We start from the raw sequence: 21,856 nt of genomic DNA, 5'->3' as shown, positions 1-21,856 counted from the left end.
GGATCAGGCGGCCAGGGCCTGCTGCAACTCGCCCGCCTGGTACATCTCCATCATGATGTCCGAGCCGCCGACGAACTCGCCGTTGATGTAGAGCTGCGGGATGGTCGGCCAGTTGGCGTATTCCTTGATGCCCTGGCGGATCTCCTCGTCCTCGAGGACGTTGACGGTGTGGAGCTGGTTCACGCCACAGGCCTTCAGCACCTGGACCGCACGGCCCGAGAAGCCGCACATCGGGAACTGGGCCGTGCCCTTCATGAACAGGACCACCTTGTGGCCCTTGACGATCTGGTCGATGCGCTGCTGGACGTCGCTCATGCGGGAGCCTTTCGGGGGAGTTGGAGCAATCCCTGGATTGTCCGACATCCGCCGAGCCCGCGGCGGTGGCAAGGCTTCACGCGGCTGCGCCCGGACGGTCTGAGACCCGCCGCCGTGCGCGCCTGCGCTTGAGGGGCTCAGAAGGCGTAGGACAGGTTCAGCTGGAACACCGGCGAGAGCTGCATGGCCCGCACCGTGTTGTCCAGGCCGGAGCCGCCGGTCAGTGCGCGCAGGCCCTGGCCGGGGCGCTGCGCCATCAGGCCCAGGTCGGCGCTCAGGCCCACGCCAGCGCGTGTCCACCAGGCGCTGTAGCCCACGCCGACATAGGGCGTGGCGGCCGAGTCCGCCGGGTTGTCCGGCAGGCCCACGCTGCGCCACAACGTGGTGGTGCTGGCGGCGCCCAGGGCCAGGCTGCGCGAACCCAGCAGCAGTGCGCCGGTGGCGCGCAGACCGCCCCCGTCGCCCAGGCGGCCCAGGTCGAAGAACAGGTCGGAGGAGACACGCGCCGCGCCCAGCACCGGCGTGTTGACCAGGCTGGCCGGCACCGGCGGCGACACCGTGACGATGGACAGGTGGGTTTGCCAGGAGGTCCAGCTGCTGGGCTCGGTCAGTTGCAGACCGTCACCCACAGGCGCCGCCTGGGCCGACGACAGCGCGGCCAGGGCCGCCAGACAGACCGTGATGGAGCGGTTCGCACGCATGGGACACCTCCTTGGTCTGACCCATGCTACTCCGATGAGTTCAGCGCGTGCGCGGAAAAACGCACAGGAGACATTGCTGTTGCGTGCATCGACGTGAGCGTCGGTGTCAGTCTGTAGCCGGCCAGCGGCCGCCGCTGCAGCGCGCATGACCGGCGAGGTCCTGCCGCGACTGCACCTCGGTGAACCCGTGGTGGGACAGCAACGCGCGCACCGTCGGCGCCTGGTCCCAGCCGTGCTCCAGCAGCAGCCAGGCGCCCGGCGCCAGATGGTCCGGGGCGCCGGCCAGCAGACACCGGATGTCGTCCAGCCCGTCGGCGCCCGAGGCCAGCGCCGACAGCGGTTCGTGCGCCAGCGCCTGCAGGTGCGGGTCGTCCTGGGCGATATAGGGCGGGTTGGACAGCACCAGGTCGAAGCGCTGGCCCGCCAGGCCCTGCCACCAGTCACCCAGGCGCCAGTCCACGTCCAGGCCGAGCTGATCGCCGTTGGCCCGGGCCTGGGTCAGCGCGGCGGCGCTGGCATCGACCGCGGTGAGCCGCACCGCCGGATGCCGGTGCTTCACGGCCAGTGCGATCGCGCCGCTGCCGGTGCCCAGGTCCAGCACCCGCGGCGCGGGCAGCGCTGTGGCGGCCAGGCGCTCCAGCGCCCAGTCGACCAGGACCTCGGTGTCGGGCCGCGGGATGAGCACCGCCGGTGACACCGCCAGCCGCAGGCCGTGGAACTCGCGCTCGCCCAACAGGTAGGCCACCGGCTCGCCGGCGGCGCGGCGGCGGCACCAGTCGGCCCAGCGCGCGGCCTGGGCGGTGTCGAGCCGCGCCTCGTCGTGGGCGATCAGCCAGCCGCGCTTGCGTTGCAGCAGCGCGCCCAGCAGCACGAAGGCGTCCACCCGGTCCAGACCGGCCGTGCGCGCGTCCTGCAGCGCCTGGGCCACGGTGGTGCTCACTGGCCGGTCTCCAGCGCTGCCAGCTGCTGCTGCGCGCGGGCGGCCTGCAGCGCGCCGATCAGCTCGCCCAGGTCGCCGTCGATCACCGCGCCCAGCTTGTACAGCGTCAGGTTGATGCGGTGGTCGGTCACCCGACCCTGGGGGAAGTTGTAGGTGCGGATGCGGTCACTGCGGTCGCCCGAGCCGACCAGCGCCTTGCGCGTGGCGGCCTCGGCGGCGGCGCGCTCCTGCGCCTCCTTGTCGCGCAGCCGGGCCTGCAGCACGGCCAGGGCCTTGGCCTTGTTGCGGTGCTGGCTGCGGTCGTCCTGGCACTCGGCCACCAAGCCGGTGGGCAGGTGGGTGACGCGGATCGCCGAGTCGGTCTTGTTGATGTGCTGTCCGCCGGCGCCGCTGGCGCGGAAGGTGTCGATGCGCAGCTCGGCCGGGTTGAGCGTGACCTCGGCGGCCTCGTCGGGTTCGGGCATCACCGCCACGGTGCAGGCGCTGGTGTGGATGCGGCCCTGGGCCTCGGTGGCGGGCACCCGCTGCACGCGGTGGCCGCCGGACTCGAAGCGCAGCCGGCCGTAGACGCCGTCGCCCTCGACGCGGATGACGATTTCCTTGTAGCCGCCCAGGTCAGAGGCGTTCTCGCTCATCACCTCGCAGCGCCAGCCCTGGGTCTCGGCGTGGCGCAGGTACATGCGGGCCAGGTCGGCGGCGAACAGCGCGGATTCCTCGCCGCCGGTGCCGGCGCGGATCTCGACGAAGGCGTTGCGCGCATCGTCCGGGTCGCGCGGCAGCAGCGCGGTCTGCAGCTGGGCGTCCAGCCGCGCCAGGTCGGCTTGGGCGCTGGCGATCTCGTCGGCGGCCATCTCGGCGAACTCGGGCTCGGCCTGCATCTCGCGGGCGGCGGCCAGGTCACGCTCGCGCTGCTGGAAGGCGCGCCACAGGCCGGTGACCTCGGCCGCCTCGGCCTGCTCGCGGGCGAGCTGGCGGTAGCGGCCCATGTCGGCCACCACGGCGGGGTCGGCCAGGTTGGCGTCCAGCTCGGCCAGGCGCATCGCCAGGCGATCGAGCTGCTGGCGCAGCGGGTCTTTCATGGGTGTATCCGGTGGGACAGGGGCGGGCGGCGGCAGGCCACCCGGGCGGCGCTCAGGGGCGCGCCGCTAACGGCCGGATTCGTCGGCCGGGTTGCGCGTGGTGGTGCGCAGGAACAGGCGCGAGAGCACCTCGGCCGTCTGGTGGCGCTGCTCGCCCTCGGACGCGTGCAGCTCGGCCAGCGCGCCGTGCAGCATCTTCTGCGTCAGGCCGCGGCTGAGCGCTTCCAGCACGGTGTCCAGGTCATTGCCCTTGGCCAGCAGCTTGCGGGCGCGGGCGATCTCGGTGGCGCGCCAGTCGTCGGCCTGGCGGTTCAGGGCCTGGATCAGGGGCACGCTGGCGCGCTGGTCCAGCCAATGGGCGAAGCTCTGCACGCCGGCGTCGATGATGGCCTCGGCCTGCTCCACCGCGGCCTGGCGCTTCTCGCCGGCGGTCTTGACCACCTCGGTGAGGTCGTCCACGGTGTAGAGGTAGATGTCCGAGAGGCGCGAGACTTCAGGTTCGATGTCGCGCGGCACCGCCAGGTCGACCATGAACATCGGGCGGCGGCGGCGCGCCTTCAGCGCCCGCTCGACCGCACCCAGGCCGATGATGGGCAGCGTGGAGGCGGTGCAGGAAACGACGATGTCGAACTCGTGCAGCCGGGTGGTCAGGTCGGCCAGGCGCAGCGCCTGCGCGCCGAAGCGGCTGGCCAGCTTCTCGCCGCGCTCCAGCGTGCGGTTGGCCACGGCCATGGCCTTGGGCTCGCGGGCGGCGAAGTGGGTGGCGACCAGCTCGATCATCTCGCCGGCACCGACGAACAGCACCTGGCTCTCGCGCAGGTCCTCGAAGAGCTGGGCGGCCAGGCGCACCGTGGCGGCGGCCATGCTGATGGAGTGGGCGCCGATCTCGGTGCTGGTGCGCACCTCCTTGGCCACCGAGAAGCTGCGCTGGAACAGCTGGTGCAGCGTGGTGCCCAGCGTGCCGGCCTCGTCGGCGCCGCGCACCGCCTGCTTCATCTGGCCCAGGATCTGCGGCTCGCCCAGCACCATTGAATCCAGACCCGAGGCGACGCGGAAGGCGTGGCGCGCCGCGTCCCTGTTCTCGAGCACATAGGTGTGGTCGACCAGCTGGCTGCCGCTGATGCCGCCCTGCGAGGCCAGCCACTCGATGGTGGGGCGCACGATCTCGGCGGCCCGGCCCTGGCCGGCCGCCACGTACAGTTCGGTGCGGTTGCAGGTGGACAGGATGGCCGCTTCAGGCACCGCGCGCAGCAGCTGGTGGCGCAGCGCCTGCAGCGCGGGGGTCAGCTGCTCAGGCGCGAACGCGAACCGGCCGCGGATATCCAGCGGGGCGGTGTGATGGTTCAGGCCGAGCGCAAAGACACTCATGGTCCCGGATTATAAAATCCCCAGCTGAAGCTCGAATGACATCAGGTGTGTCAATGTGGTCTGACTTGATGGGAATCAAGATTTGAACCGCATGGACAGCACCTTCACCACCTCGTATTCACCATGGGACCGCTGGACGCGCTCTGGCATTTGCTGAATTTTGCCGCCCCGGCGCTGGGCGTGGGCCTGCTGACCACCGTGCTGGCCAAGGGACTGTTTCGCCGCGAACTGGCCGGCGCCGCATGGCGCGCGCTGCTGGCCTGGAGCGTCGGCGCCGGGCTGGTGGTGCTTTTGGCCGGGCTGGTGGTCTTCGGCCGCGACGGCCGCATGGCCACCTATGGCCTGCTGGTGGCGGCCACCGCGCTGGCGCTGTGGTGGCGGGGCTTTGTGATCAGGCGCTGACCGACTCGCCCACCACCACCGCACCGCGCAGCGAGTGCGGCAGCGCGCTGGTGATGCTGACGTCGATCATCTGGCCCACCAGCCGCGCCGGGCCGGCGAAGTTGACGATCCGGTTGCACTCGGTGCGCCCCATCAGCTCGTTCGGGTCCTTGCGCGACGGACCTTCGACCAGGATGCGCTGCACCGTGCCCACCCGGGCGGCGCTGATCGCCCGCACGTTGTCTTCCAGCCGCGCCTGCAGGGTCTGCAGCCGCGCCAGCTTCACCGCATGCGGCGTGTCGTCGGCCAGCGCGGCCGCCGGCGTGCCGGGACGCGGGCTGTAGATGAAGCTGAAGGACGCATCGAAGCCGACGTCGTCGACCAGCTTCATCAGCTTGGCGAAGTCCTCGTCGGTCTCGCCCGGGAAGCCGACGATGAAGTCGGTGGACAGGCTGATGTCGGGGCGGATGGCCTTGAGTTTGCGGATCGTGCTCTTGTATTCGAGCGCGGTGTAGCCGCGCTTCATCGCCATCAGGATGCGGTCGCTGCCGTGCTGCACCGGCAGGTGCAGGTGGTTCACCAGCTGCGGCACGCGGGCATAGACGTCGATCAGGCGCTGGCTGAACTCGTTGGGGTGGCTGGTGGTGTAGCGGATGCGGGCGATGCCGGGGATCTCGGCCACGTATTCCAGCAGCAGCGCGAAGTCGGCCAGCTCGGCGGTGTCGCCCATCCGGCCGCGGTAGGCATTGACGTTCTGACCCAGCAGCGTCACCTCCTTGACGCCCTGGGCGGCCAGGCCGGCGATCTCGGTGAGCACGTCGTCAAAGGGGCGCGAGACCTCGTCGCCGCGGGTGTAGGGCACGACGCAGTAGGTGCAGTACTTCGAGCAGCCTTCCATGATCGAGACGAAGGCGCTGGCGCCGTCCACCTTGGCCGGGGGCAGGTGGTCGAACTTCTCGATCTCGGGGAAGCTGATGTCCACCTGCGGGCGCTTCGCACGCTGGCGCTCGGCGATCATCTGCGGCAGGCGGTGCAGGGTCTGCGGACCGAAGACGATGTCCACGTAGGGGGCGCGCTCGACGATGGCCGCGCCCTCCTGGCTGGCCACGCAACCGCCCACGCCGATCAGCACGCCCTTGCTCTTGAGGTGCTTGACGCGGCCCAGGTCGGAGAAGACCTTTTCGGCGGCCTTCTCGCGCACCGAGCAGGTGTTGAACAGCACCAGGTCGGCTTCCTCGACGTTGTCGGTGGGCTCGTAGCCTTCGGCGGCGCGCAGCACGTCGGACATCTTGTCCGAGTCGTACTCGTTCATCTGGCACCCGAAGGTGCGGATGTAGACCTTCTTGCCGCTCATGGCCGGGTCCAGGTCTGGGCCACGTAGTCGAACTGCCAGGCCTGGCGTTCGGCGTCGGTGCGGGGCCAGGGCTTGCGCGCGGCCTCGTCGGCGGTCAGCACCCAGATCTCCTTGGGCTGACCCAGCTGGTCGACGGTGTAGTTCACCACGGCCTTGGTGCCTTCCAGCGCGCCGAAGACGATGCCCATGTTCTGTGCGTCGCGGATGTGCGCGCCGGGCGCCAGCTGGGTGGTCTGGCCGTTCAGGCGCACCGTAGGCGGCGCGTCGAACGCGATCTCGCCACGCAGGGCCTGGTAGGGAAAGAGGCGCTGCACCTGGGCCAGGGCCGGTGCAGCAGCGACCAGCGTGGCCGCAAGAAGAACAGAGACCGAGCGGAGCATGGTGTGGATCCAGAGGCTGGGTCAAAACAAAACGGCCCGAAGTGTGAACACTTCGGGCCGGGATTCTGGTGGCGCTTCAGGGACTCGAACCCCGGACCTGCGGATTATGATTCCGTCGCTCTAACCGACTGAGCTAAAGCGCCAAGAGCCCATCAGTATAGCGCATGTTTTTCTGGGTTGCCAAGCCGCCCGCGCGCGCGTGTTCAGCCCAGCCAGCCCTTGATGCGCCGCCCCAAGGCCTCGCGGCTGATGCCGTAGCGGTCGTGCAGCGTGGGCAGGGCGCCGGCGTCCAGGAAGGCATCGGGCAAACCGGCCAGGCGGAAGCGGGCCGGCGTCACGCCGTGGCGCAGCAGCGCGCTGGCCACCGCCTCGCCCAGGCCGCCGATCACCGAGTGGTTCTCGGCAACCACCACCAGGCGGGGTGCCTGGCCCACGGCCTGGACAATGGTGGCCTCATCCAGCGGCTTGATCGTCGGGCAGTGCAGCACCGCCACGCCCAACCGGTCCTGGGCCAGGTCGGCGGCCACCTCCAGCGCGCGCATGGTCATGATGCCGCTGGAAATCACCAGCACGTCGGCCCCCTCGCGCAGCATCTTGGCCTGGCCCAACTCGAAGCGGTAGCCCTCGATCTCGTCCAGCACCAGGGGCACCTGACCACGCAGCAGACGCATGTAGACCGGTCCGGGGTGGGCGGCAATCTGCGGCACGGCCTGGGTGATGTCCAGGGCATCGCAGGGATCGACAATGGTCAGGCCCGGCACGCCGCGCATCATCGCCAGGTCCTCGGTGGCCTGGTGGCTGGGGCCGTAGCCGGTGGTCAGACCGGGCAGGGCGCAGCAGATCTTGACGTTGAGGTGCTCCTCGGCAATCACCTGGTGGATGAAGTCATAGGCGCGCCGGGTCCCGAACACCGCATAGGTGGTGGCAAAGGGCACCAGGCCCTCCTTGGCCATGCCGCCGGCGGCGCCCAGCAGCAACTGCTCGGCCATGCCCATCTGGTGGAATCGCTCGGGGTAGGCCTGGGCGAACAGGTGCAGGTCGGTGTACTTGGCCAGGTCGGCGGTCAGGCCCACCACCTCGGCGTGGGTGGCGGCGTACTCGACCAGCGCCTTGCCGAAAGGCGCGGCCTGCACGCGCTGCCCCTCGGAGGCGATCGAGGCGATCATCGCCGAGGTGGTCAGGCGCTTCTTCTCTGCGACGGGGGCGTTCATGCCAGGGCTCCTTGCGGGTTCTGAAGCGATTGATCGAGGATCTGCAGCGCCTGCTGCCATTCGGGCGGGTCCACGCGGATGAAGTGGTTCTTCTCGCGCTGCTCCAGTAAGGGCACACCCTTGCCCATCAGCGTGTTGAACAGGATCACGCGCGGCTGGGCGGCGGTCAGTGCGCGGGCGGTGTCAAAGGCATCGCGCACCGCCGCCAGGTCATTGCCCTGCACGCGCTGCACATGCCAGCCAAAGGCGGCCCACTTGTCGGCCAGCGGCTCGAAGCCCAGCACCTGGCTCGAGGGGCCATCGGCCTGCTGGTTGTTGATGTCGACCAGGCAGATCAGGTTGTCCAGGCGGTGGTGGGCGGCCGACATCGCGGCTTCCCAGGTTGAGCCTTCGTCCAGTTCACCGTCGCTCATGCTGTTGTAGACGAAGGCCGGGTTCTTCTTCTGTTTCAGGCCCAGCGCCATGCCCACGCCGATCACCAGGCCCTGGCCCAGCGAGCCGCCCGAGATTTCCATGCCCGGCGTGTAGGTGGCCATGCCCGACATGGGCAGGCGGCTGTCGTCGCTGCCGTAGGTCTCGAGCTCGCTCTCGGGGATCACACCGGCCTCGATCAGCGCCGCGTAGTGGGCGATCGCGTAATGGCCGTGCGACAGCAGGAAGCGATCGCGGCCCTCCCAGGTGGGCTCATCGGGACGCAGGTTCAGCGCGTGGCGGTAGGCCACCGCCAGCACGTCGGCCCAGCCCAGCGCCTGGCCGATGTAGCCCTGGCCTTGCACCTCGCCCATGCGCAGCGCGTAGCGGCGGATGCGCCAGGCGGCCTGAGCCAGGTCTTTCAGATCGTGGTCCATGGGGAAGTCCTTTCGGGGAGTCACTTGATGATGCTGGCCGGAACGTACGACACCAGGGCCAGCACGCCGAAGGCCACCAGGTAGAACGGACCCAGCTCGCGCACGGTCTGGCCGACCTTGACCTTGGCCAGCGCGCTGGTGATGAAGAGGGTGGTGCCGACCGGCGGCGTGTACAGGCCGATCGCCAGGTTCACGACCATCATGATTCCCAGCTGGGCCATGTCCATGCCAATGCCATTGGCCAGCGGGACGAAGACCGGTGTCAGCAGCAGCACTGCGGCGGGCAGGTCGATGAACATGCCCAGGAACAGCATCAGCAGGTTCATCAGCAGGATCACCAGCCACTGGGTGTGGACGTTGTCCTGCACCCAGCGGGCGATGTTCTGCGGCATCTGGTCGAAGGTGAGCAGCCAGCCGATGGCGGCCGACGCCATGATCACCAGCAACACCACGCCGGTCGCCAGGCCGGCATGGATGACCGAGTCGTGCAGCCGCTTCCAGCCGAGGTCGCGGTACACCGCCATCGACACCACCGCCGCATACAGCGTGGACAGCACCGCCACTTCGGTGGGCGTGGCGATGCCGAAGCGCAGGAAGATGATGATCAGCACTGGCAGCACCAGCGCGGGCGAGGCATAGGCCAGGTGGCGCCGAAAAGCCGGGCCATCAAAGGGTGCGGTTTCCCGCGGGAAGTTGCGCCGCCGACCCACCCACCAGCAGGCGGCCATGAAGCCGCCGCACATCAGCAGGCCCGGCAGCACGCCGGCCACGAACAGCTCGGCGATCGAGGCGTTGGACGACAGCGCGAACAGGATCATCGGGATCGACGGCGGGATCAGGATGTCGATCGTGGCTGCCGCCGCCAGCGTGGCTGCCGAGAAGGCCGCCGGGTAACCCAGGCGTTTGTGCCAAGGAATGAGCAGCGAGCCGATCGCCGAGGCATCGGCCACGGCAGAGCCCGACACGCCGCCGAACAGCGTCGAGGACAGCACGCCCACTTGCGCCGGCCCGCCATGGAAGCGCCCCAGCAGCGTGGACAGCACGCCCACCAGCGCCTCGCCCAGCTTGCCGCCCATCATCAGTGAGCCGGTCAGCATGAAGAACGGAATCGCGATCAGCGGGAAGCTCTGGACCTGCGCCACCATCTGCTGCACCAGCAGGTCCAGCGGCACCCGATCGGAGGTGGCTGCGGCGGCCATCGCGGCCACCAGCAGCGCGTGGGCAATGGGCATGGCGGCGACGGCCGCGACCATGAACACCCCCAGGATCAATGCAGTCATGTCAACTCCTTGGACGATGGCTCACCAGTGCGCGGCGGGCACGGGGGGCTCGGCATCGGCGACGGCGGCCGGTGGTGCACGCCAGGCGTGCCAGGCCGACTGCAGCGCCAGCAGGCCCAGCAGCGCCATGCCGGCCATGACACAGCCGTAGGTGATCGAGCCGGGCAGCTGCAGGATCGGCGACTTCTCGTCGTGGACGATGTCCAGCATGCGCCAGGTGGCGCCGGCCAGCGTGCCGTACAGCACCGCCACCACCAGCCACGCTGCGGTGGCCACGACGCGTCGGCCGGTGGCTGGCAGCGCCTCCATCAGAAAGGTGGTGGCAATGTGGGCGCCCTGTTGGGCGGCAATCACCACGCCGGCCATGACCAGCCAGGGGAACAGCAGCTCGGGCACTTCGTTGGCCCATTGCAGGCTGCTGCCGGTGAGGTAGCGCAGCACGGTGTTGGCCACCAGGATCACGAAGATCATGCTGGTCGACAGCCACAGCACCAGCTGGCACAGCGTGCCGATGGCGCGATCGATCAGTCCGCGGGGTTCAGTGGACATGCTTGTCTCCTGCAGGGTGGGCGGGCGCCGCCATACGCTGACGGGCGCCCGCGGCGCGTCATTGGCCGGCGGCCACGACCTTCTTCACATAGGCACCGATCGGTCCGGCTTCCCACTTGGCGGTGACCTCGGCGGTGGCCTTGGCGAAGGCTGCCTTGTCCGGCGTGCTGACCTGCACGCCCTTGGCCTTCAGGTCGGCCAGCAGCTTCTCGTCGGCCTCGGCCGAAAGTTTGCGCTGCAGCGCCGTGGCCTCGGCGGCGGCCTCCTGCACCGCCTTCCTGTCGGCCTCAGAGAGACGGTCCCAACTGCGCTTGCTCATCAGGAAGGGCGTCATCTGGAACTGGTGGTTGGTCAGCGCCAGGTACTTCTGCACTTCATAGAGCTTGCTGGCGTGGATGTTGACCAGCGGGTTCTCCTGGCCGTCCACCACGCCCTGCTGCAGCGCCACGTACAGCTCGGCGAACTTGATCTGCTGCGATTCGGCGCCCAGGGCCTTCATGATGTCGACCAGCGTGGCGTCTGGTGGCACGCGCATCTTCAGGCCCTTCATGTCCTCGACCTTGGTGATCGGGCGCTTGCTGTTGGTCATCTGGCGGATGCCGTTGTCCCAGGTGCCCAGCAGGACCAGGCCCTTCTCGGCCGACTTGTCCGCCAGCTCCTTGCCCAGCGCGCCGTCCAGCACCTTGAAGGCGGCGGCCGGGCTGGAGAACAGGAAGGGCATGCCGAAGGCAGCGTACTCGGGCACCGCATTCGCCACCGCACCCTGCGAGTTGGCGCTCAGGTCCAGCGCGCCGGTGCGCAGCGCGGTGACCATCGCGGCGTCATCGCCCAGTTGGGCGGCCGGTGCCACCTGCACCTCGATGCGGCCGGCGGTCTTGGCCTTGAGCACCTCGGCAAACTTGACGGCGGCCTCGTGGCGCGGGTTGCCGATCGCGGCGCCGTGGCCCAGCGTCAGCTTGACGGCCTGGGCCTGCGCGCCGACGGCGCGCATCAGCGCGGCCGTGGCCAGCAAGGAGCGAAGGAAAGTGCTGCGGTTCATGGTGGCTTGTCTCCTGTGTGTGGTGGTGTGTGGACGTCAATGGATCAGCATGCCGCCGTTGACGTCGAGGGTGATGCCGGTGCAGTAGGCCGACAGGCTGCTGGCCAGGAAGACGCAGGCGCCGGCCACGTCGTCGGCGCGGCCCAGGCGGTTCAGCGGGATGGTCGCGTTGATCTCGGCCTTCTTCTCGTCGGACAGCTTGCCTGCGGTGATGTCGGTCTCGATCAGGCCCGGCGTGATGCAGTTGATACGCACGCCCTCGGGACCGAACTCGCGCGCCATCGCGCGGGCCAGGCCCAGCACACCGGCCTTGGCGGCCGAATAGTGCGGACCGCCGAAGATGCCGCCGCCGCGCTGCGCCGACACCGACGAGATGCAGACGATCGAGCCTGCACGCTGCTGGCGCATGGCCGGCAGCACCGCCTGCGACATGTACAGCGTGCCGCGCAGGCTGACATCCAGGATGCGGTCGTAGTCGGCGCCGGTGATCTCCAGCGTCTTCACCGGCTGGGTGATGCCGGCGTTGTTCACCAGCACGTCGATGCGACCAAAGCGCTGCAGTACCGCGGCGGCGGCGGCCTCGCAGGCCGCCTTGTCGGTGACATCGGCCACCAGGCCCAGGTGCTGTTCGCCCAGGCGGGCGGCAGCAGCGGCCGGCTCAGCGCGGGCCAGGTCGAGGATCACCACGGTGGCGCCCTGCGCCGCCATCTGGCGGGCGGTGGCAAAGCCCAGGCCGTTGAGCCCGGCGCCGCCGGTGATCACGGCCACTTGGTTCGTCAGCAGCATCAGCGAGTCTCCTGAAGGGGGTTGCGTTGGGTTCGCATCTTCGGGACCGGCTCAGATGATGACAAGCGAAGTGTTCTCAGCCTAAGATGACATTCCGTCATCTAACGACAGGGTTCACCCGATGTCCAGCCTGCCCCCGGTGGCCAACCTTCAGGCCTTTGAAGCGGTGGCCCGTCGGCGCAGCTTTGCGCTGGCAGCGGCCGAGTTGCACCTCACCGCCTCGGCGATCAGCCACCAGGTGGCACGGCTGGAATCGCAGCTGGGGGTACGCCTGTTCGAGCGCAGTGCGCACGGCGTGCGGCTGAGCGCCGCCGGCGACCGCTACCTGGTGCGGGTGGGCGGCGCCCTGCGGGCGATCTCATCGGCCACCGAGGACCTGCGTCAGGGTGTCAGCAACAGCCTGTACGTGCACTCGGCACCCAGCATCGCCAGCCTGTGGCTGATGTCGCGGTTGCAGGGCTTTGCACAGGCCTGCCCGGACATCTCGCTGAACCTGTCGGCGGCGCACACGCCCAGCGATTTCGAGCTGGGCCAGGCCGACATCGACATCCGCTACGGCGTGCCCAACTGGCCCGACCTGGTGGTGGAGCCGCTGTTCGAGGAGCGCATCCTGCCGCTGGCCAGTCCGGCCTTCATCCGGCAGCACCGGCTGCGGCGGCCCGAGCAGTTGCTGGACGTGCGCCTGATCCAGAGCAACGTCAGCGTGGTGCAGTGGTCAGACTGGTTCGGCCGCTTCACCGCGCTGCGTGCGCCGGAGCGTTTCCCGGTGCGCTTCGACCGCGCGCAGATGTCGCTGGACGCCGCCACCCAGGGCCTGGGCGTGGCGCTGGAAAGCGCCACGATCGCCGGCCACCACATCGCCGAGCGCAAGCTCCGGCCCGTGTTTGATCCGTCGATGGCGGTGCTGGTCAAGGCGCACTTCGTCGTCTATCCGCCGCGCCACGCCAAGCGGCCAGCGGTGGAGGCTTTCCTGGCCTGGATCCATGGTGAGGCCGCGCGCGGCTGAGCCGCTCGGTGTCTCAGGCCGGGTTCTCCAGCAGCACCGCAATGCCCTGGCCGCCGCCAATGCAGGCCGAGGCCACGGCCCAGCGGCCGGCGCGGCGCTGCAGCTCGCGCGCGGCGGTGATGGTGAGGCGCACGCCGCTGGCGGCCAGCGGGTGGCCCAGCGCGATCGCGCCGCCGTTGACGTTGAGCTTGGCGCCGTCCAGTTCCAGCGCGCGCTGCACGGCCAGCGTCTGCGCGCCCTGGGCCTCATTGACCTCGACGAGCGTGATGTCGTCCAGCGTCAGGCCGGCGCGCTGCAGAAGCAACTGGATCGCCGGCGCCGGGCCGATGCCCATGGTCTCGGGCGGCACGCCGACCACGGCCACGGCGGCCACGCGGGCCAGTGCCGGGCGCCCCCAGGCGGCCTTGACGGCACCATTGGCCACCAGCGCCGCGGCGGCGCCATCGGTCAGACCGGAGCTGTTGCCGCCGGTCTGCACGCCGCCCTCGTAGACCGCGCGCAGCTTGGCCAGCACCTCGGGCGGTGACAGGCGCGGGTGGGTGTCCTTGTCGGCCACCGGCGCCTTGCCGGCCAGACGGATGCCGCGGGTCTTGTAGCCACTCAGCTCGAACTTCTCGCTGCTGACGGGCACGATCTCGCCGGCCAGGAAGCCGCTCTCCTGCGCCGCCACCGCCTTGGCGAACGAGGCCGAGGCGAAGGCGTCCACCTCTTCGCGGGTGATGCCGTACTGCCTGGCCAGGTTCTCGGCGGTCTGGATCATCGTGATGCCGGCGGCCGGGTCCTTCAGCATCTCCCACAGGTTGTCGCGGAAGTTGACCGGCGCGCCCAGCTTGAAGCCCTGGCGGTGGTCGAAGGCCATCACCGGGTTGCGCGACATCGATTCGGTGCCCACCACCAGCGCCAGGCTGGCGAGGCCGCTGCCCAGCTGCTCGCCGGCCTGGCGGAACAGCTCGAAGCCGGTGCCGCAGATGCGCTGCACCATCAGCGCCGGCACGTGCTGGGGCACACCGGCGTACAGGCCGATGTGGCGCGGCACATAGAACTGGTCGAAGTCGCCCGGCGCCATGTTGCCGGCCAGCACCGAGTCCACCTGCTCGGCGCTCAGGCCGCTGCGGGCGATCACCTCGCGTGCCACCTTGATGCCCAGGTCGATCGGGTTCACATCGGCCAGCGCGCCGCAGTAGTCGACAAAGGGCGTGCGGAGGCCGTCGAGCATCCAGACATCGTTGAAGGCCTGGAACTGGCCGCGGGCGGTGCTCATCGGGGCGTCCTCTCAGTGACCCAGCGCGACGACGCGCGCGTCGATCGTCTCGGCGTACAGCGTGGCCACCTCCACCGCGCGGCGGCTGAGCACGGCGCGCTGGTTGATGTAGCCCTTGTCGGTGATCTCGCCGGCGTCGGCATTGGGCGGCTCGGTCATCAGCAGCACGCGTGCCGGGCACTGCGATGAGCCGCCGCCGCGCTTCAATTCCTGCAGCGCCGCCTGCACCTTGGCGTGCAGCGCCTCGCGCTCCATCGCCTGGCCGGCGGGGCTGAGGAAGAGCAGCGCGCCGATCTCGTCGCGATCATGGCCGGTGATCACCGCATCGGTGGCCAGCGGCGCCAGCGCCGACACCAGCTTCACCCGCAGCGTGCCCACCGAGACCCAGGTGCCGGTGGTCAGCTTGAAGTCCTCGGCCACGCGGCCATTGAACATCACGCCTTTCTCGGGGTGGGCCGGATCGACCAGGAAGCCGGCGTCGCCGATCCGGTAGTAGCCCTCTTCGTCAAAGGCCTCGGCGCTGAGCTGCGGCTGGCCGCGGTAGCCGGGGAAGATGTTGACGCCGCGCACGCGCAGCTCCAGCTTCTCGCCGTTGGGGATGAACTTCAGCTCGGTGCCGGGCAGCGGCAGGCCGATGCAGCCGGCGCCCTCCAGCATGAAGTGGGCGCTGGTGACGGCCGGCGCGGTCTCGGTGGAGCCCCAGGAGGTGGTGAGCCACAGCGGTTCCTCGCGCACCTTGGCGGCGATCGCCTGCAGCCGCTGCCAGCTGGCCTGCGGCAGCGCGGCGCCGGCGTAGAACACGGCGCGCAGCGGTGACAGCACCTTCTTGGCGAAGGCCAGGTCGTCCTCGAAGAAGCCCATCAGCATGTCCAGGCCGCGGGGCACGTTGAAGTGGATGTTGGGCTGGCAGTCCTTGAGGTTGCGCACCGTCTTCTCGATCGCGCCAGGCACCGGGCGGCCGTCGTCGATGTAGAGCGTGCCGCCGTGGCACAGCACCATGTTCAGGTTGTGGTTGCCGCCGAAGGTGTGGCTCCAGGGCAGCCAGTCCAGCAGCACCGGCTTCTCGCGCCGCAGGAAGCGCCAGGTCTGGGCCATCATCTGCTGGTTGGCGCACAGCATGCGGTGGGTGTTGATGGCCACCTTGGGGTGGCCGGTGGAGCCGCTGGTCAGCAGGTACTTGGCCACGGTGTCGGGCAGCAGGCGGCCGAAGGCCTGCATCACGCCCGGGCCCTCGGGGCGGCTGGCCAGGGTGTCCCAGGGGAAGGCACCGGGCACCTCGTCGGCGCCGGTGCCCAGCACCACCACGCCCTTGAGCGCGCCGCCGTCCAGGCAGGCGCGGATGGCGGGGCCGTAGGTGGCAGCGTCGCTGGCGTAGACCAGCGCCGGATCGAGCATCTGCACGATCTCGCGGATCTTCACGTAGTCCTTGCTCAGGCGGCAGTAGGCGCTGCTGACGGTGCACACCGGACGGCCGATGTGCATGCCCGCCAGCATCAGCACCAGGTGGTCGACCGAGTTGTCGGACAGCACCACCACCGGCTTGTCGGCCGGCAGGTGCAGACCCAGCAGGCCCTGCGCCACCCGGCCCACACCGGCGCGCAGCTGCGCCCAGGTCAGCTGGCGCCAGTCGCCACTGGGCGCGCGCTCGGCCACGGCCAGCGCATCGGGCGTGTCCTTCGCCCACTTCTCCAGCCAGTCGCCGATGCAGCGGGCGTAGGGGCCCAGCGCTTGCGGCGAGCGCAGCACGAAGCTGCCGTCGGTCAGCGTGAGCAGTTCGGCGCGGGGCGGCGCGACGTTGTCGGTGTCGTCGACGAAGGTGGCCATGGGTGTCTCCTGCAGCGGTGGGCGGCCGCGGCGCGATGCACTGTTTTTCTGATCTAGCGCAAAGTGCCGACCGAACGACAGGCATGATACTGCATACGCCGTGAGGGTTAACGCATCAAAGTGCATGGAAAACCCTCAGTCCACCGACACCCCCCGAGGAGACAGCCGTGAGCACCCTGAACACCGACTCGCTGGTCGAGGACCGTGAATCGATCGAGAGCGACAAGTTCGTCGAGGTCAACTACGACGACCGCATCCCCAACAACGTCGACCTGTCCAGCGACCGCCAACTGCAGCGCGCCCTGGAGAGCTGGCAGCCCAACTACGTCGACTGGTGGAAGGAAATGGGCCCCGAAGGCTTCCAGAACGCCGACGTCTACCTGCGCACCGCAGTGGGCGTGGACCCGGCCGGCTGGGCCAAGTTCGGCTATGTGAAGATGCCCGAGTACCGCTGGGGCATCCTGCTGGCGCCGAAGGTGGAAGGCCGCACCATCCCGCACGGCAAGCACAAGGGCGAGCCGGCCTGGCAGGAAGTGCCGGGCGAGTACCGCTCGCTGCTCAAGCGCCTGATCGTGGTGCAGGGCGACACCGAGCCGGCCAGCGTCGAGCAGCAGCGCTGGCTGGGCGCCACCGCACCCAGCCTGTACGACATGCGCAACCTGTTCCAGGTGAACGTGGAAGAGGGCCGCCACCTGTGGGCGATGGTCTACCTGCTGGTCAAGTACTTCGGCAAGGACGGCCGCGAAGAGGCCCAGGCCCTGCTGGAGCGCCGCAGCGGCCACCAGGACAACCCGCGCATCCTGGGCGCCTTCAACGAGAAGACGCCCGACTGGCTGAGCTTCTTCATGTTCACCTACTTCACCGACCGCGACGGCAAGATGCAGCTGGCCGCGCTGGCAGAGAGTGGCTTCGACCCGCTGAGCCGCAGCTGCCGCTTCATGCTCACCGAAGAGGCGCACCACCTGTTCGTCGGCGAGACCGGCGTCGGCCGCACGATCGAGGCCACCTGCGCGGCCATGGTCAAGGCCGGCATCACCGACCCGTACGACACCGACGCCATCCGCAAACTCGGCGTGGTCGACCTGCCGCTGCTGCAGCGCAAGGCCAACTTCCACATGAGCGTGACGCGCGACCTGTTCGGCAGCGAGATCAGCTCCAACGGCGCCGACGCCTTCAACACCGGCCTGAAGGGCCGCTTCAACGAGGCCAAGCTCGAGGGCGACGACCACCAGCTGCAGGACGCCACCTACCCCGTGCAGCGCGTGGTGGGCGGCGAGCTGGTGTGGGAAGACGTGCCGGCGCTGCGCGCCATCAACTCCCGCCTGCTCGACGACTACATCGCCGACTGCCAGGGCGGCATCGACCGCTGGAACAAGATCATCGAGAAGGCCGGCATCAGCTTCAAGATCACCCAGCCGCACAAGGGCTTCAACCGCCGCATCGGCGAGTTCGCCGGCCACAAGATCAGCCCCAGCGGCGAGGTCATGAGCGCCGAGGTCTGGGAGGCCAGCAAGCACGAGTGGCTGCCCAATGCCGAGGACCTGGACTTCATCAACTCGCTGATGAAGCCCCACCACGAGGCCGGCCAGTACGCCAGCTGGATCGCCCCGCCGCGGATGGGCATCAACCAGCAGCCGGTGGACTACGAGTACGTGAAGATCGACTGAGCGCCTCGCGGCGTTGAGCGAACAAGGGGCGTCCCGGGCGGGCGCCCCTTTGTCCGTGGGCGGTCAGTCGGCGGTGACGCCGGTGTCACGCACCAGGCGGCCCAGGCGGACCGATTCGGTGCGCACCAGCTGTCCGAAGGCCTCGGGCGTGCCGGCCACCACTGGCGTGCCGATCGCCTCCCACTTCTGGCGGAAGGCCGGGTCCTTGAAGATGTCGAGGAAGGTGGCGTTGAGCCTGGCGATGATCGGCGCCGGCGTGCCGGCGCGCACCGCCACGCCGTGCCAGGCGGTGGTCTCGAAATTCGCCAGGCCCGCCTCGGCCATGGTGGGCACCTTGGGCAGCGCCGGGCTGCGCTGGGCCGAGGTCACCGCGATCGGCTGGAGCTTGCCCGCCTGGATGTGCGGCAGCGAGCTGCCCAGGATGTCGAACATCACCTTGACCTGACCCCCCAGCACGTCGTTGAGCGCCGGACCGGCGCCCCGGTAGGGCACATGCACCAGCGGCACGCCCGCGGCGCGCGAGAACAGCTCGCCCGCCAGGTGCTGGGGCGTGCCATTGCCCGCGGAAGCGAAGGTGAACGGCTCCTTCTGCGCCTTGGCCACCGCCAGGAACTCCTTGAGCGTCTTCACGTTCAGCGACGGATGCACCTCCAGCACCAGCGGGAAGGCCGACAGCTGCACCACCGGCGCGAGGTCGTTGATCGCATTGAAGGGCATGTTGCGGAACAGCGTGCCGTTGACCGCCATCGGGCCGCTGGCGGCCAGCAGCAGGGTCTGGCCGTCGGCCGGCGCCTGCTTGGCAACTTCCGCGCTGCCTACGTTGCCGCCGGCGCCGCCCTTGTTCTCCACCAGCACCGGCACGCCCAGGCGCTTTTGCAGCTCCGGTTGCAGCATGCGGGCCATCAGGTCGGTGGGGCCGCCGGGCGGGTAGGGCACCAGGAAACGGATCGGCCCGTTGGGGTAGGGCGCCTGCGCGTGTGCCAGCGTGCCCAGGCCCAGGGCCAGGGCGGATACAGCGGTGCGGCGCGACAGCGTCATGGGAAGTCTCCTGTGAGTGGTTGTGGGTCGACCGTGGGTTCAGGCGCCGAAGCGCGCACGGATCTGCGCGGCCGTGGCCAGCGGGCGGCCCAGTGCATGGGCCACTTCGGCGGCCTGGCGCACCAGGGCCGCGTTGTCGGGCGCCAGACGGCCATCGCGCAGGCGCAGGTTGTTCTCGAAGCCCACGCGGGCATGGCCGCCCAGTGCCGCGGCCGCGGCCACGCAGGCGTTCTCGCTGGGTCCGAAGGCGCACATCGCCCAGGGCTCGGTGCCGGTGTGCGCCTGCACGAAGGGCAGCAGCTCGCGCGGGTCGGAGGTCTGGGTGGCGCTGTAGCGGCCCAGCACGAAGAGCAGAAACCACGGCGCGTCGGGCACCGTGCCCGCGCGGCGCAAGGCCTGCCAGCGCTGCAGGTCGGCCAGGTCGTACAGGATCACCTGGGTCATCGTGCGTTGCGCGACCAGCTCGGCCAGGAAGGCGGCCAGACCGGCCTCGCCGATCTCGGGCTGGTCGATCTCACGCAGGCCCACCGACACCGCTTCGGGACGCAGCGTGCGCACCATGGCGATCTGCTGCTCGGCGCGGTAGACCTTGGCGGCTTCACTGGTGATCTGCAGCACCATCGCCTCGCCGACAGCGGCGCGCACCACGCGCAGCGCTTCGCGGTAGCCCTCGACGTCCAGGCTGTGGCGACCCTGCGCATCGCGGATGTGCAGGTGGAGCATGGCGGCGCGCGCGTCCAGGCAGCGCTTGGCCGTGTCGGCGAGGGCCGCCGGGGTGAGCGGCACGGCCGGGTGGTCGGCCGACTGCTTGTAGGCGCCATTGGGCGCGACGGTGAGGATCAGCGGGTCGGTCATGGCGGCGAAGCGGGGGACGAGGGCAGCGGCGGCAGCTCATCGCGCAGCAGGTCCAGGCCAGCGCGCAGCAGGCGGTCGTAGCGGGCACGCTCGGCGTCGCGGCGCTCGTCCGGCCAGTCGGTGAAGCCGGCGCCGGCCTTCATGCCCACGCGGCCCGCGGCCACCTGCTCGCGCAGCACGCGGGCGGGCTGGCTGTCGTTGCACAGACTGGGGTAGATCGTGGCGGCGGCGGCGCAGTGGATGTCCAGGCCCGCGTGCTCGCGCTGCAGCACCGGCCCGGCGGCCAGGAAGCGAAAGCCGAAGCCGAATCGCACGGCCGCGTCGATGTCCTCGGCGCTGGCCACGCCGTCGTCCAGCAGCGCAAAGGCCTCGCGCGCCAGCGCGTGCTGCAGCCGGTTGGCCAGAAAGCCCGGGCGGTCCTTGCGCACCAGCACCGGCACGCTGGCGCAGCGGCGCATCGTGGCCATCAAGCGCTGGGCGCCGGCCTCGTCGCTGGCCGGCCCCATCACCACCTCGACCAGCGGCACCAGGTGCGCCGGCATGAAGAAGTGCAGACCGAACATGCGTGCCTGGGTGGGCAGGCCCTGGGCGATCTGGCTGATCGGCAGGCCCGAGCTGTTGCTGGTGAGCAGCGCGTCGGGCGGCGCGCGGCGCACCAGTTCGGCGAAGAGCTGCTGCTTGGCGTCGAGCTGCTCGACAATGCACTCCACGACCAGGCCGACACCGGACCACTCGACCTGTTCAAGGCTGGCGACCAGGCGCGGCGAATGCGGACGGCCGAGTGCGGCGAGCTCGCGGCCGATGCGCTGCGCGGCGCGTTCGGACTGGGCGGCAGCGCGCTCGACGACGGTCACATGCAGGCCACCACGCGCCAGCACGACGGCCACATCGGCGCCCATCGTGCCGCCACCGATGACCACCGCATGGGCGGGCAGGGCTGGGTTCATGCGGCGCAGTCTAGGAAGCCGCGCTGATCCGGTCCAGTCGCATTTGGCGATGGATTGATAATCCATCATGATCAATTGGACGATCCGCGAAATCGAGGTCTTTCTCTCGCTGGCCGACACGCTCAGCTTTCGGCGCACCGCCGAGCGCATGCACCTGTCGCAGCCCGCGGTGTCCGGCGTGGTGGCGCGCCTGGAGGCCGGATTCGGCGCCGCGCTGTTTGAGCGCAGCACCCGTGCGGTGCGCCTGACCGACGCCGGCCAGGCCCTGCTGGTGCATGCGCGCGGCCTGCAGGCACAGGCCGGCGCGGCCGCGGCGGCGGTGCGCGATGTGGCCGAGCTGCGCCAGGGCCGGGTGCGCGTGGCGGCGCTGCCGTCCCTGGCCGCCACCGTGGTGCCCGCGGTGTTCGCGCGCTTCGCCGCCGAACATCCGGGCGTGCGCCTTGACCTGCTCGACACGCTGTCGGTGGCCTCCTTCGAGCTGGTCCGCTCGGGCGAGGTGGATTTCGCGCTGACGGCCGAGAATCCGGCCTACGCCGACCTGTCCTATGTTGCGCTGGCCAGCGACCCCTTCGTGCTGCTGCTGAGCGCCCGGCACCCGCTGGCGCGCAGCCGTGCGCCGCTGACCTGGCGGCGCGTGGCCGAGCTGCCGCACATCTCGATGCCCGCGCCCACCAGCGTGCGCCAGTACGCCGACGCGGCGCTGCTGCAACTGGGCCAGCGCTTCGAGCCGCGCTACGAGGTGGAGCACCTGGCGTCGATCAATGCGATGGTGGCGGCGGGCCTGGGCGTGTCGGCGCTGCCCGAGCTGGCGGCGCGGGTGGCGCGCGGCGCCGACGTGGTGCAGCGCCGCCTGATCGAGCCGGAGGTGCAGCGCCCGATCGGCCTGGTGACGCTGCAGGGCCGGCGTCTGTCCACCGCGGCGCAGGCCCTGGCCGGTCTGCTGCGTGACGAGGTGCTGCGCACCTTGCGGCAGTCGGGCCGGGGCCGCGGTGCGGCTGTGTAGCCGGATCAGCGCCGGCGGTGGTGG

At 70.0% G+C, this 21,856-nt stretch carries 22 protein-coding genes and 1 tRNA gene; 4 read left to right on the top strand and 19 right to left on the bottom strand.

Features of this window, described 5'->3' with window-relative positions; genetic code table 11:
* Nucleotides 1–3: 3 nt before the first annotated feature.
* From grxD to hemA, 5 genes are all read right to left on the bottom strand, one after another.
* Nucleotides 4–315, bottom strand: coding sequence for a Grx4 family monothiol glutaredoxin (grxD, locus tag KAK03_RS17590; RefSeq protein WP_210855779.1), 312 nt, complete (start codon nucleotides 313–315; stop codon nucleotides 4–6).
* 137 nt (nucleotides 316–452) lie between these two features.
* Nucleotides 453–1,016 (bottom strand): hypothetical protein, encoded by a 564-nt coding sequence (locus tag KAK03_RS17585; RefSeq protein WP_210855777.1) that lies wholly within the window; start codon nucleotides 1,014–1,016, stop codon nucleotides 453–455.
* A gap of 106 nt (nucleotides 1,017–1,122) precedes the next feature.
* Nucleotides 1,123–1,956 (bottom strand): peptide chain release factor N(5)-glutamine methyltransferase, encoded by an 834-nt coding sequence (gene prmC / locus KAK03_RS17580; RefSeq protein ID WP_210855775.1) that lies wholly within the window; start codon nucleotides 1,954–1,956, stop codon nucleotides 1,123–1,125.
* A complete protein-coding gene (prfA, locus tag KAK03_RS17575; RefSeq protein WP_210855774.1) occupies nucleotides 1,953–3,035 on the bottom strand; it encodes a peptide chain release factor 1 in 1,083 nt (360 codons plus the stop codon). Before prfA ends, prmC begins: the two co-directional genes overlap by 4 nt.
* A gap of 66 nt (nucleotides 3,036–3,101) precedes the next feature.
* A complete protein-coding gene (gene hemA, locus KAK03_RS17570; protein WP_210855772.1) occupies nucleotides 3,102–4,403 on the bottom strand; it encodes a glutamyl-tRNA reductase in 1,302 nt (433 codons plus the stop codon).
* A 123-nt stretch (nucleotides 4,404–4,526) separates the two neighbouring features.
* Between hemA and KAK03_RS17565 the strand changes: the two genes are divergently transcribed.
* On the top strand, nucleotides 4,527–4,805 hold the full coding sequence (locus tag KAK03_RS17565) for a hypothetical protein (protein ID WP_210855770.1): 279 nt from the start codon (nucleotides 4,527–4,529) through the stop codon (nucleotides 4,803–4,805).
* Here KAK03_RS17565 and miaB read toward each other — a convergent pair.
* From miaB to KAK03_RS17520, 9 genes are all read right to left on the bottom strand, one after another.
* Nucleotides 4,795–6,138 carry a tRNA (N6-isopentenyl adenosine(37)-C2)-methylthiotransferase MiaB gene (miaB, locus tag KAK03_RS17560; RefSeq protein ID WP_210855768.1) on the bottom strand — a complete coding sequence of 448 codons (1,344 nt, stop codon included), beginning with the start codon at nucleotides 6,136–6,138 and terminating at the stop codon, nucleotides 4,795–4,797. The genes KAK03_RS17565 and miaB overlap by 11 nt on opposite strands.
* Nucleotides 6,135–6,518 (bottom strand): hypothetical protein, encoded by a 384-nt coding sequence (locus tag KAK03_RS17555; RefSeq protein WP_210855766.1) that lies wholly within the window; start codon nucleotides 6,516–6,518, stop codon nucleotides 6,135–6,137. Before KAK03_RS17555 ends, miaB begins: the two co-directional genes overlap by 4 nt.
* Nucleotides 6,519–6,584: 66 nt before the next feature.
* A tRNA-Met gene (locus KAK03_RS17550) sits at nucleotides 6,585–6,661 on the bottom strand.
* Nucleotides 6,662–6,721: 60 nt separating this feature from the next.
* Entirely contained in the window at nucleotides 6,722–7,729 is a 1,008-nt protein-coding gene (locus KAK03_RS17545) for a transketolase family protein (protein ID WP_210855764.1), read from the bottom strand.
* Nucleotides 7,726–8,577, bottom strand: a complete 852-nt coding sequence (locus tag KAK03_RS17540; protein ID WP_210855762.1) for a transketolase — start codon at nucleotides 8,575–8,577, stop codon at nucleotides 7,726–7,728. The genes KAK03_RS17545 and KAK03_RS17540 overlap by 4 nt, the downstream gene beginning before the upstream one ends.
* 20 nt (nucleotides 8,578–8,597) lie before the next feature.
* Complete coding sequence (locus tag KAK03_RS17535) at nucleotides 8,598–9,857, bottom strand: TRAP transporter large permease (protein ID WP_210855759.1); 1,260 nt, start codon at nucleotides 9,855–9,857, stop codon at nucleotides 8,598–8,600.
* 21 nt (nucleotides 9,858–9,878) lie between these two features.
* Nucleotides 9,879–10,406, bottom strand: a complete 528-nt coding sequence (locus KAK03_RS17530) for a TRAP transporter small permease (protein ID WP_210855757.1) — start codon at nucleotides 10,404–10,406, stop codon at nucleotides 9,879–9,881.
* A 58-nt stretch (nucleotides 10,407–10,464) separates the two neighbouring features.
* Complete coding sequence (locus tag KAK03_RS17525) at nucleotides 10,465–11,445, bottom strand: TRAP transporter substrate-binding protein (protein ID WP_210855756.1); 981 nt, start codon at nucleotides 11,443–11,445, stop codon at nucleotides 10,465–10,467.
* Between the two features lie 36 nt (nucleotides 11,446–11,481).
* Complete coding sequence (locus KAK03_RS17520) at nucleotides 11,482–12,231, bottom strand: SDR family NAD(P)-dependent oxidoreductase (protein ID WP_210855754.1); 750 nt, start codon at nucleotides 12,229–12,231, stop codon at nucleotides 11,482–11,484.
* A 121-nt stretch (nucleotides 12,232–12,352) separates the two neighbouring features.
* Between KAK03_RS17520 and KAK03_RS17515 the strand changes: the two genes are divergently transcribed.
* On the top strand, nucleotides 12,353–13,237 hold the full coding sequence (locus tag KAK03_RS17515; protein WP_210855752.1) for a LysR substrate-binding domain-containing protein: 885 nt from the start codon (nucleotides 12,353–12,355) through the stop codon (nucleotides 13,235–13,237).
* A 13-nt stretch (nucleotides 13,238–13,250) separates the two neighbouring features.
* On the opposite strand, the gene KAK03_RS17510 is transcribed toward KAK03_RS17515, so the two are convergent.
* Both KAK03_RS17510 and KAK03_RS17505 read right to left on the bottom strand, forming a co-directional pair.
* Nucleotides 13,251–14,498, bottom strand: coding sequence for a thiolase family protein (locus tag KAK03_RS17510; RefSeq protein WP_210855750.1), 1,248 nt, complete (start codon nucleotides 14,496–14,498; stop codon nucleotides 13,251–13,253).
* Between the two features lie 12 nt (nucleotides 14,499–14,510).
* On the bottom strand, nucleotides 14,511–16,322 hold the full coding sequence (locus KAK03_RS17505) for a feruloyl-CoA synthase (protein WP_210855748.1): 1,812 nt from the start codon (nucleotides 16,320–16,322) through the stop codon (nucleotides 14,511–14,513).
* A 176-nt stretch (nucleotides 16,323–16,498) separates the two neighbouring features.
* Between KAK03_RS17505 and boxB the strand changes: the two genes are divergently transcribed.
* A complete protein-coding gene (gene boxB / locus KAK03_RS17500; protein ID WP_247661246.1) occupies nucleotides 16,499–17,989 on the top strand; it encodes a benzoyl-CoA 2,3-epoxidase subunit BoxB in 1,491 nt (496 codons plus the stop codon).
* Between the two features lie 63 nt (nucleotides 17,990–18,052).
* On the opposite strand, the gene KAK03_RS17495 is transcribed toward boxB, so the two are convergent.
* Genes KAK03_RS17495 through KAK03_RS17485 form a run of 3 tightly spaced genes read right to left on the bottom strand, consistent with a single transcriptional unit; the run spans nucleotide 18,053 to nucleotide 20,829 of the window.
* Nucleotides 18,053–19,027, bottom strand: coding sequence for a Bug family tripartite tricarboxylate transporter substrate binding protein (locus tag KAK03_RS17495; RefSeq protein WP_210855746.1), 975 nt, complete (start codon nucleotides 19,025–19,027; stop codon nucleotides 18,053–18,055).
* 39 nt (nucleotides 19,028–19,066) lie between these two features.
* Nucleotides 19,067–19,882: a beta-keto acid cleavage family enzyme gene (locus KAK03_RS17490; protein WP_210855744.1), complete on the bottom strand. Its 816-nt coding sequence runs from the start codon at nucleotides 19,880–19,882 to the stop codon at nucleotides 19,067–19,069.
* Nucleotides 19,879–20,829: a 3-hydroxyacyl-CoA dehydrogenase family protein gene (locus KAK03_RS17485; RefSeq protein ID WP_210855742.1), complete on the bottom strand. Its 951-nt coding sequence runs from the start codon at nucleotides 20,827–20,829 to the stop codon at nucleotides 19,879–19,881. Before KAK03_RS17485 ends, KAK03_RS17490 begins: the two co-directional genes overlap by 4 nt.
* 64 nt (nucleotides 20,830–20,893) lie before the next feature.
* On the opposite strand from KAK03_RS17485, the gene KAK03_RS17480 reads away from it, so the two are divergent.
* A complete protein-coding gene (locus KAK03_RS17480; RefSeq protein WP_210855920.1) occupies nucleotides 20,894–21,832 on the top strand; it encodes a LysR family transcriptional regulator in 939 nt (312 codons plus the stop codon).
* Nucleotides 21,833–21,856: the final 24 nt, after the last annotated feature.

This window comes from Ideonella alba, assembly GCF_018069845.1.
Lineage (GTDB): Bacteria > Pseudomonadota > Gammaproteobacteria > Burkholderiales > Burkholderiaceae_C > Ideonella > Ideonella alba.
The sequence above is the reverse complement of the archived record's forward strand: the minus strand, read 5'-3'. Positions and strand labels throughout refer to the sequence as shown.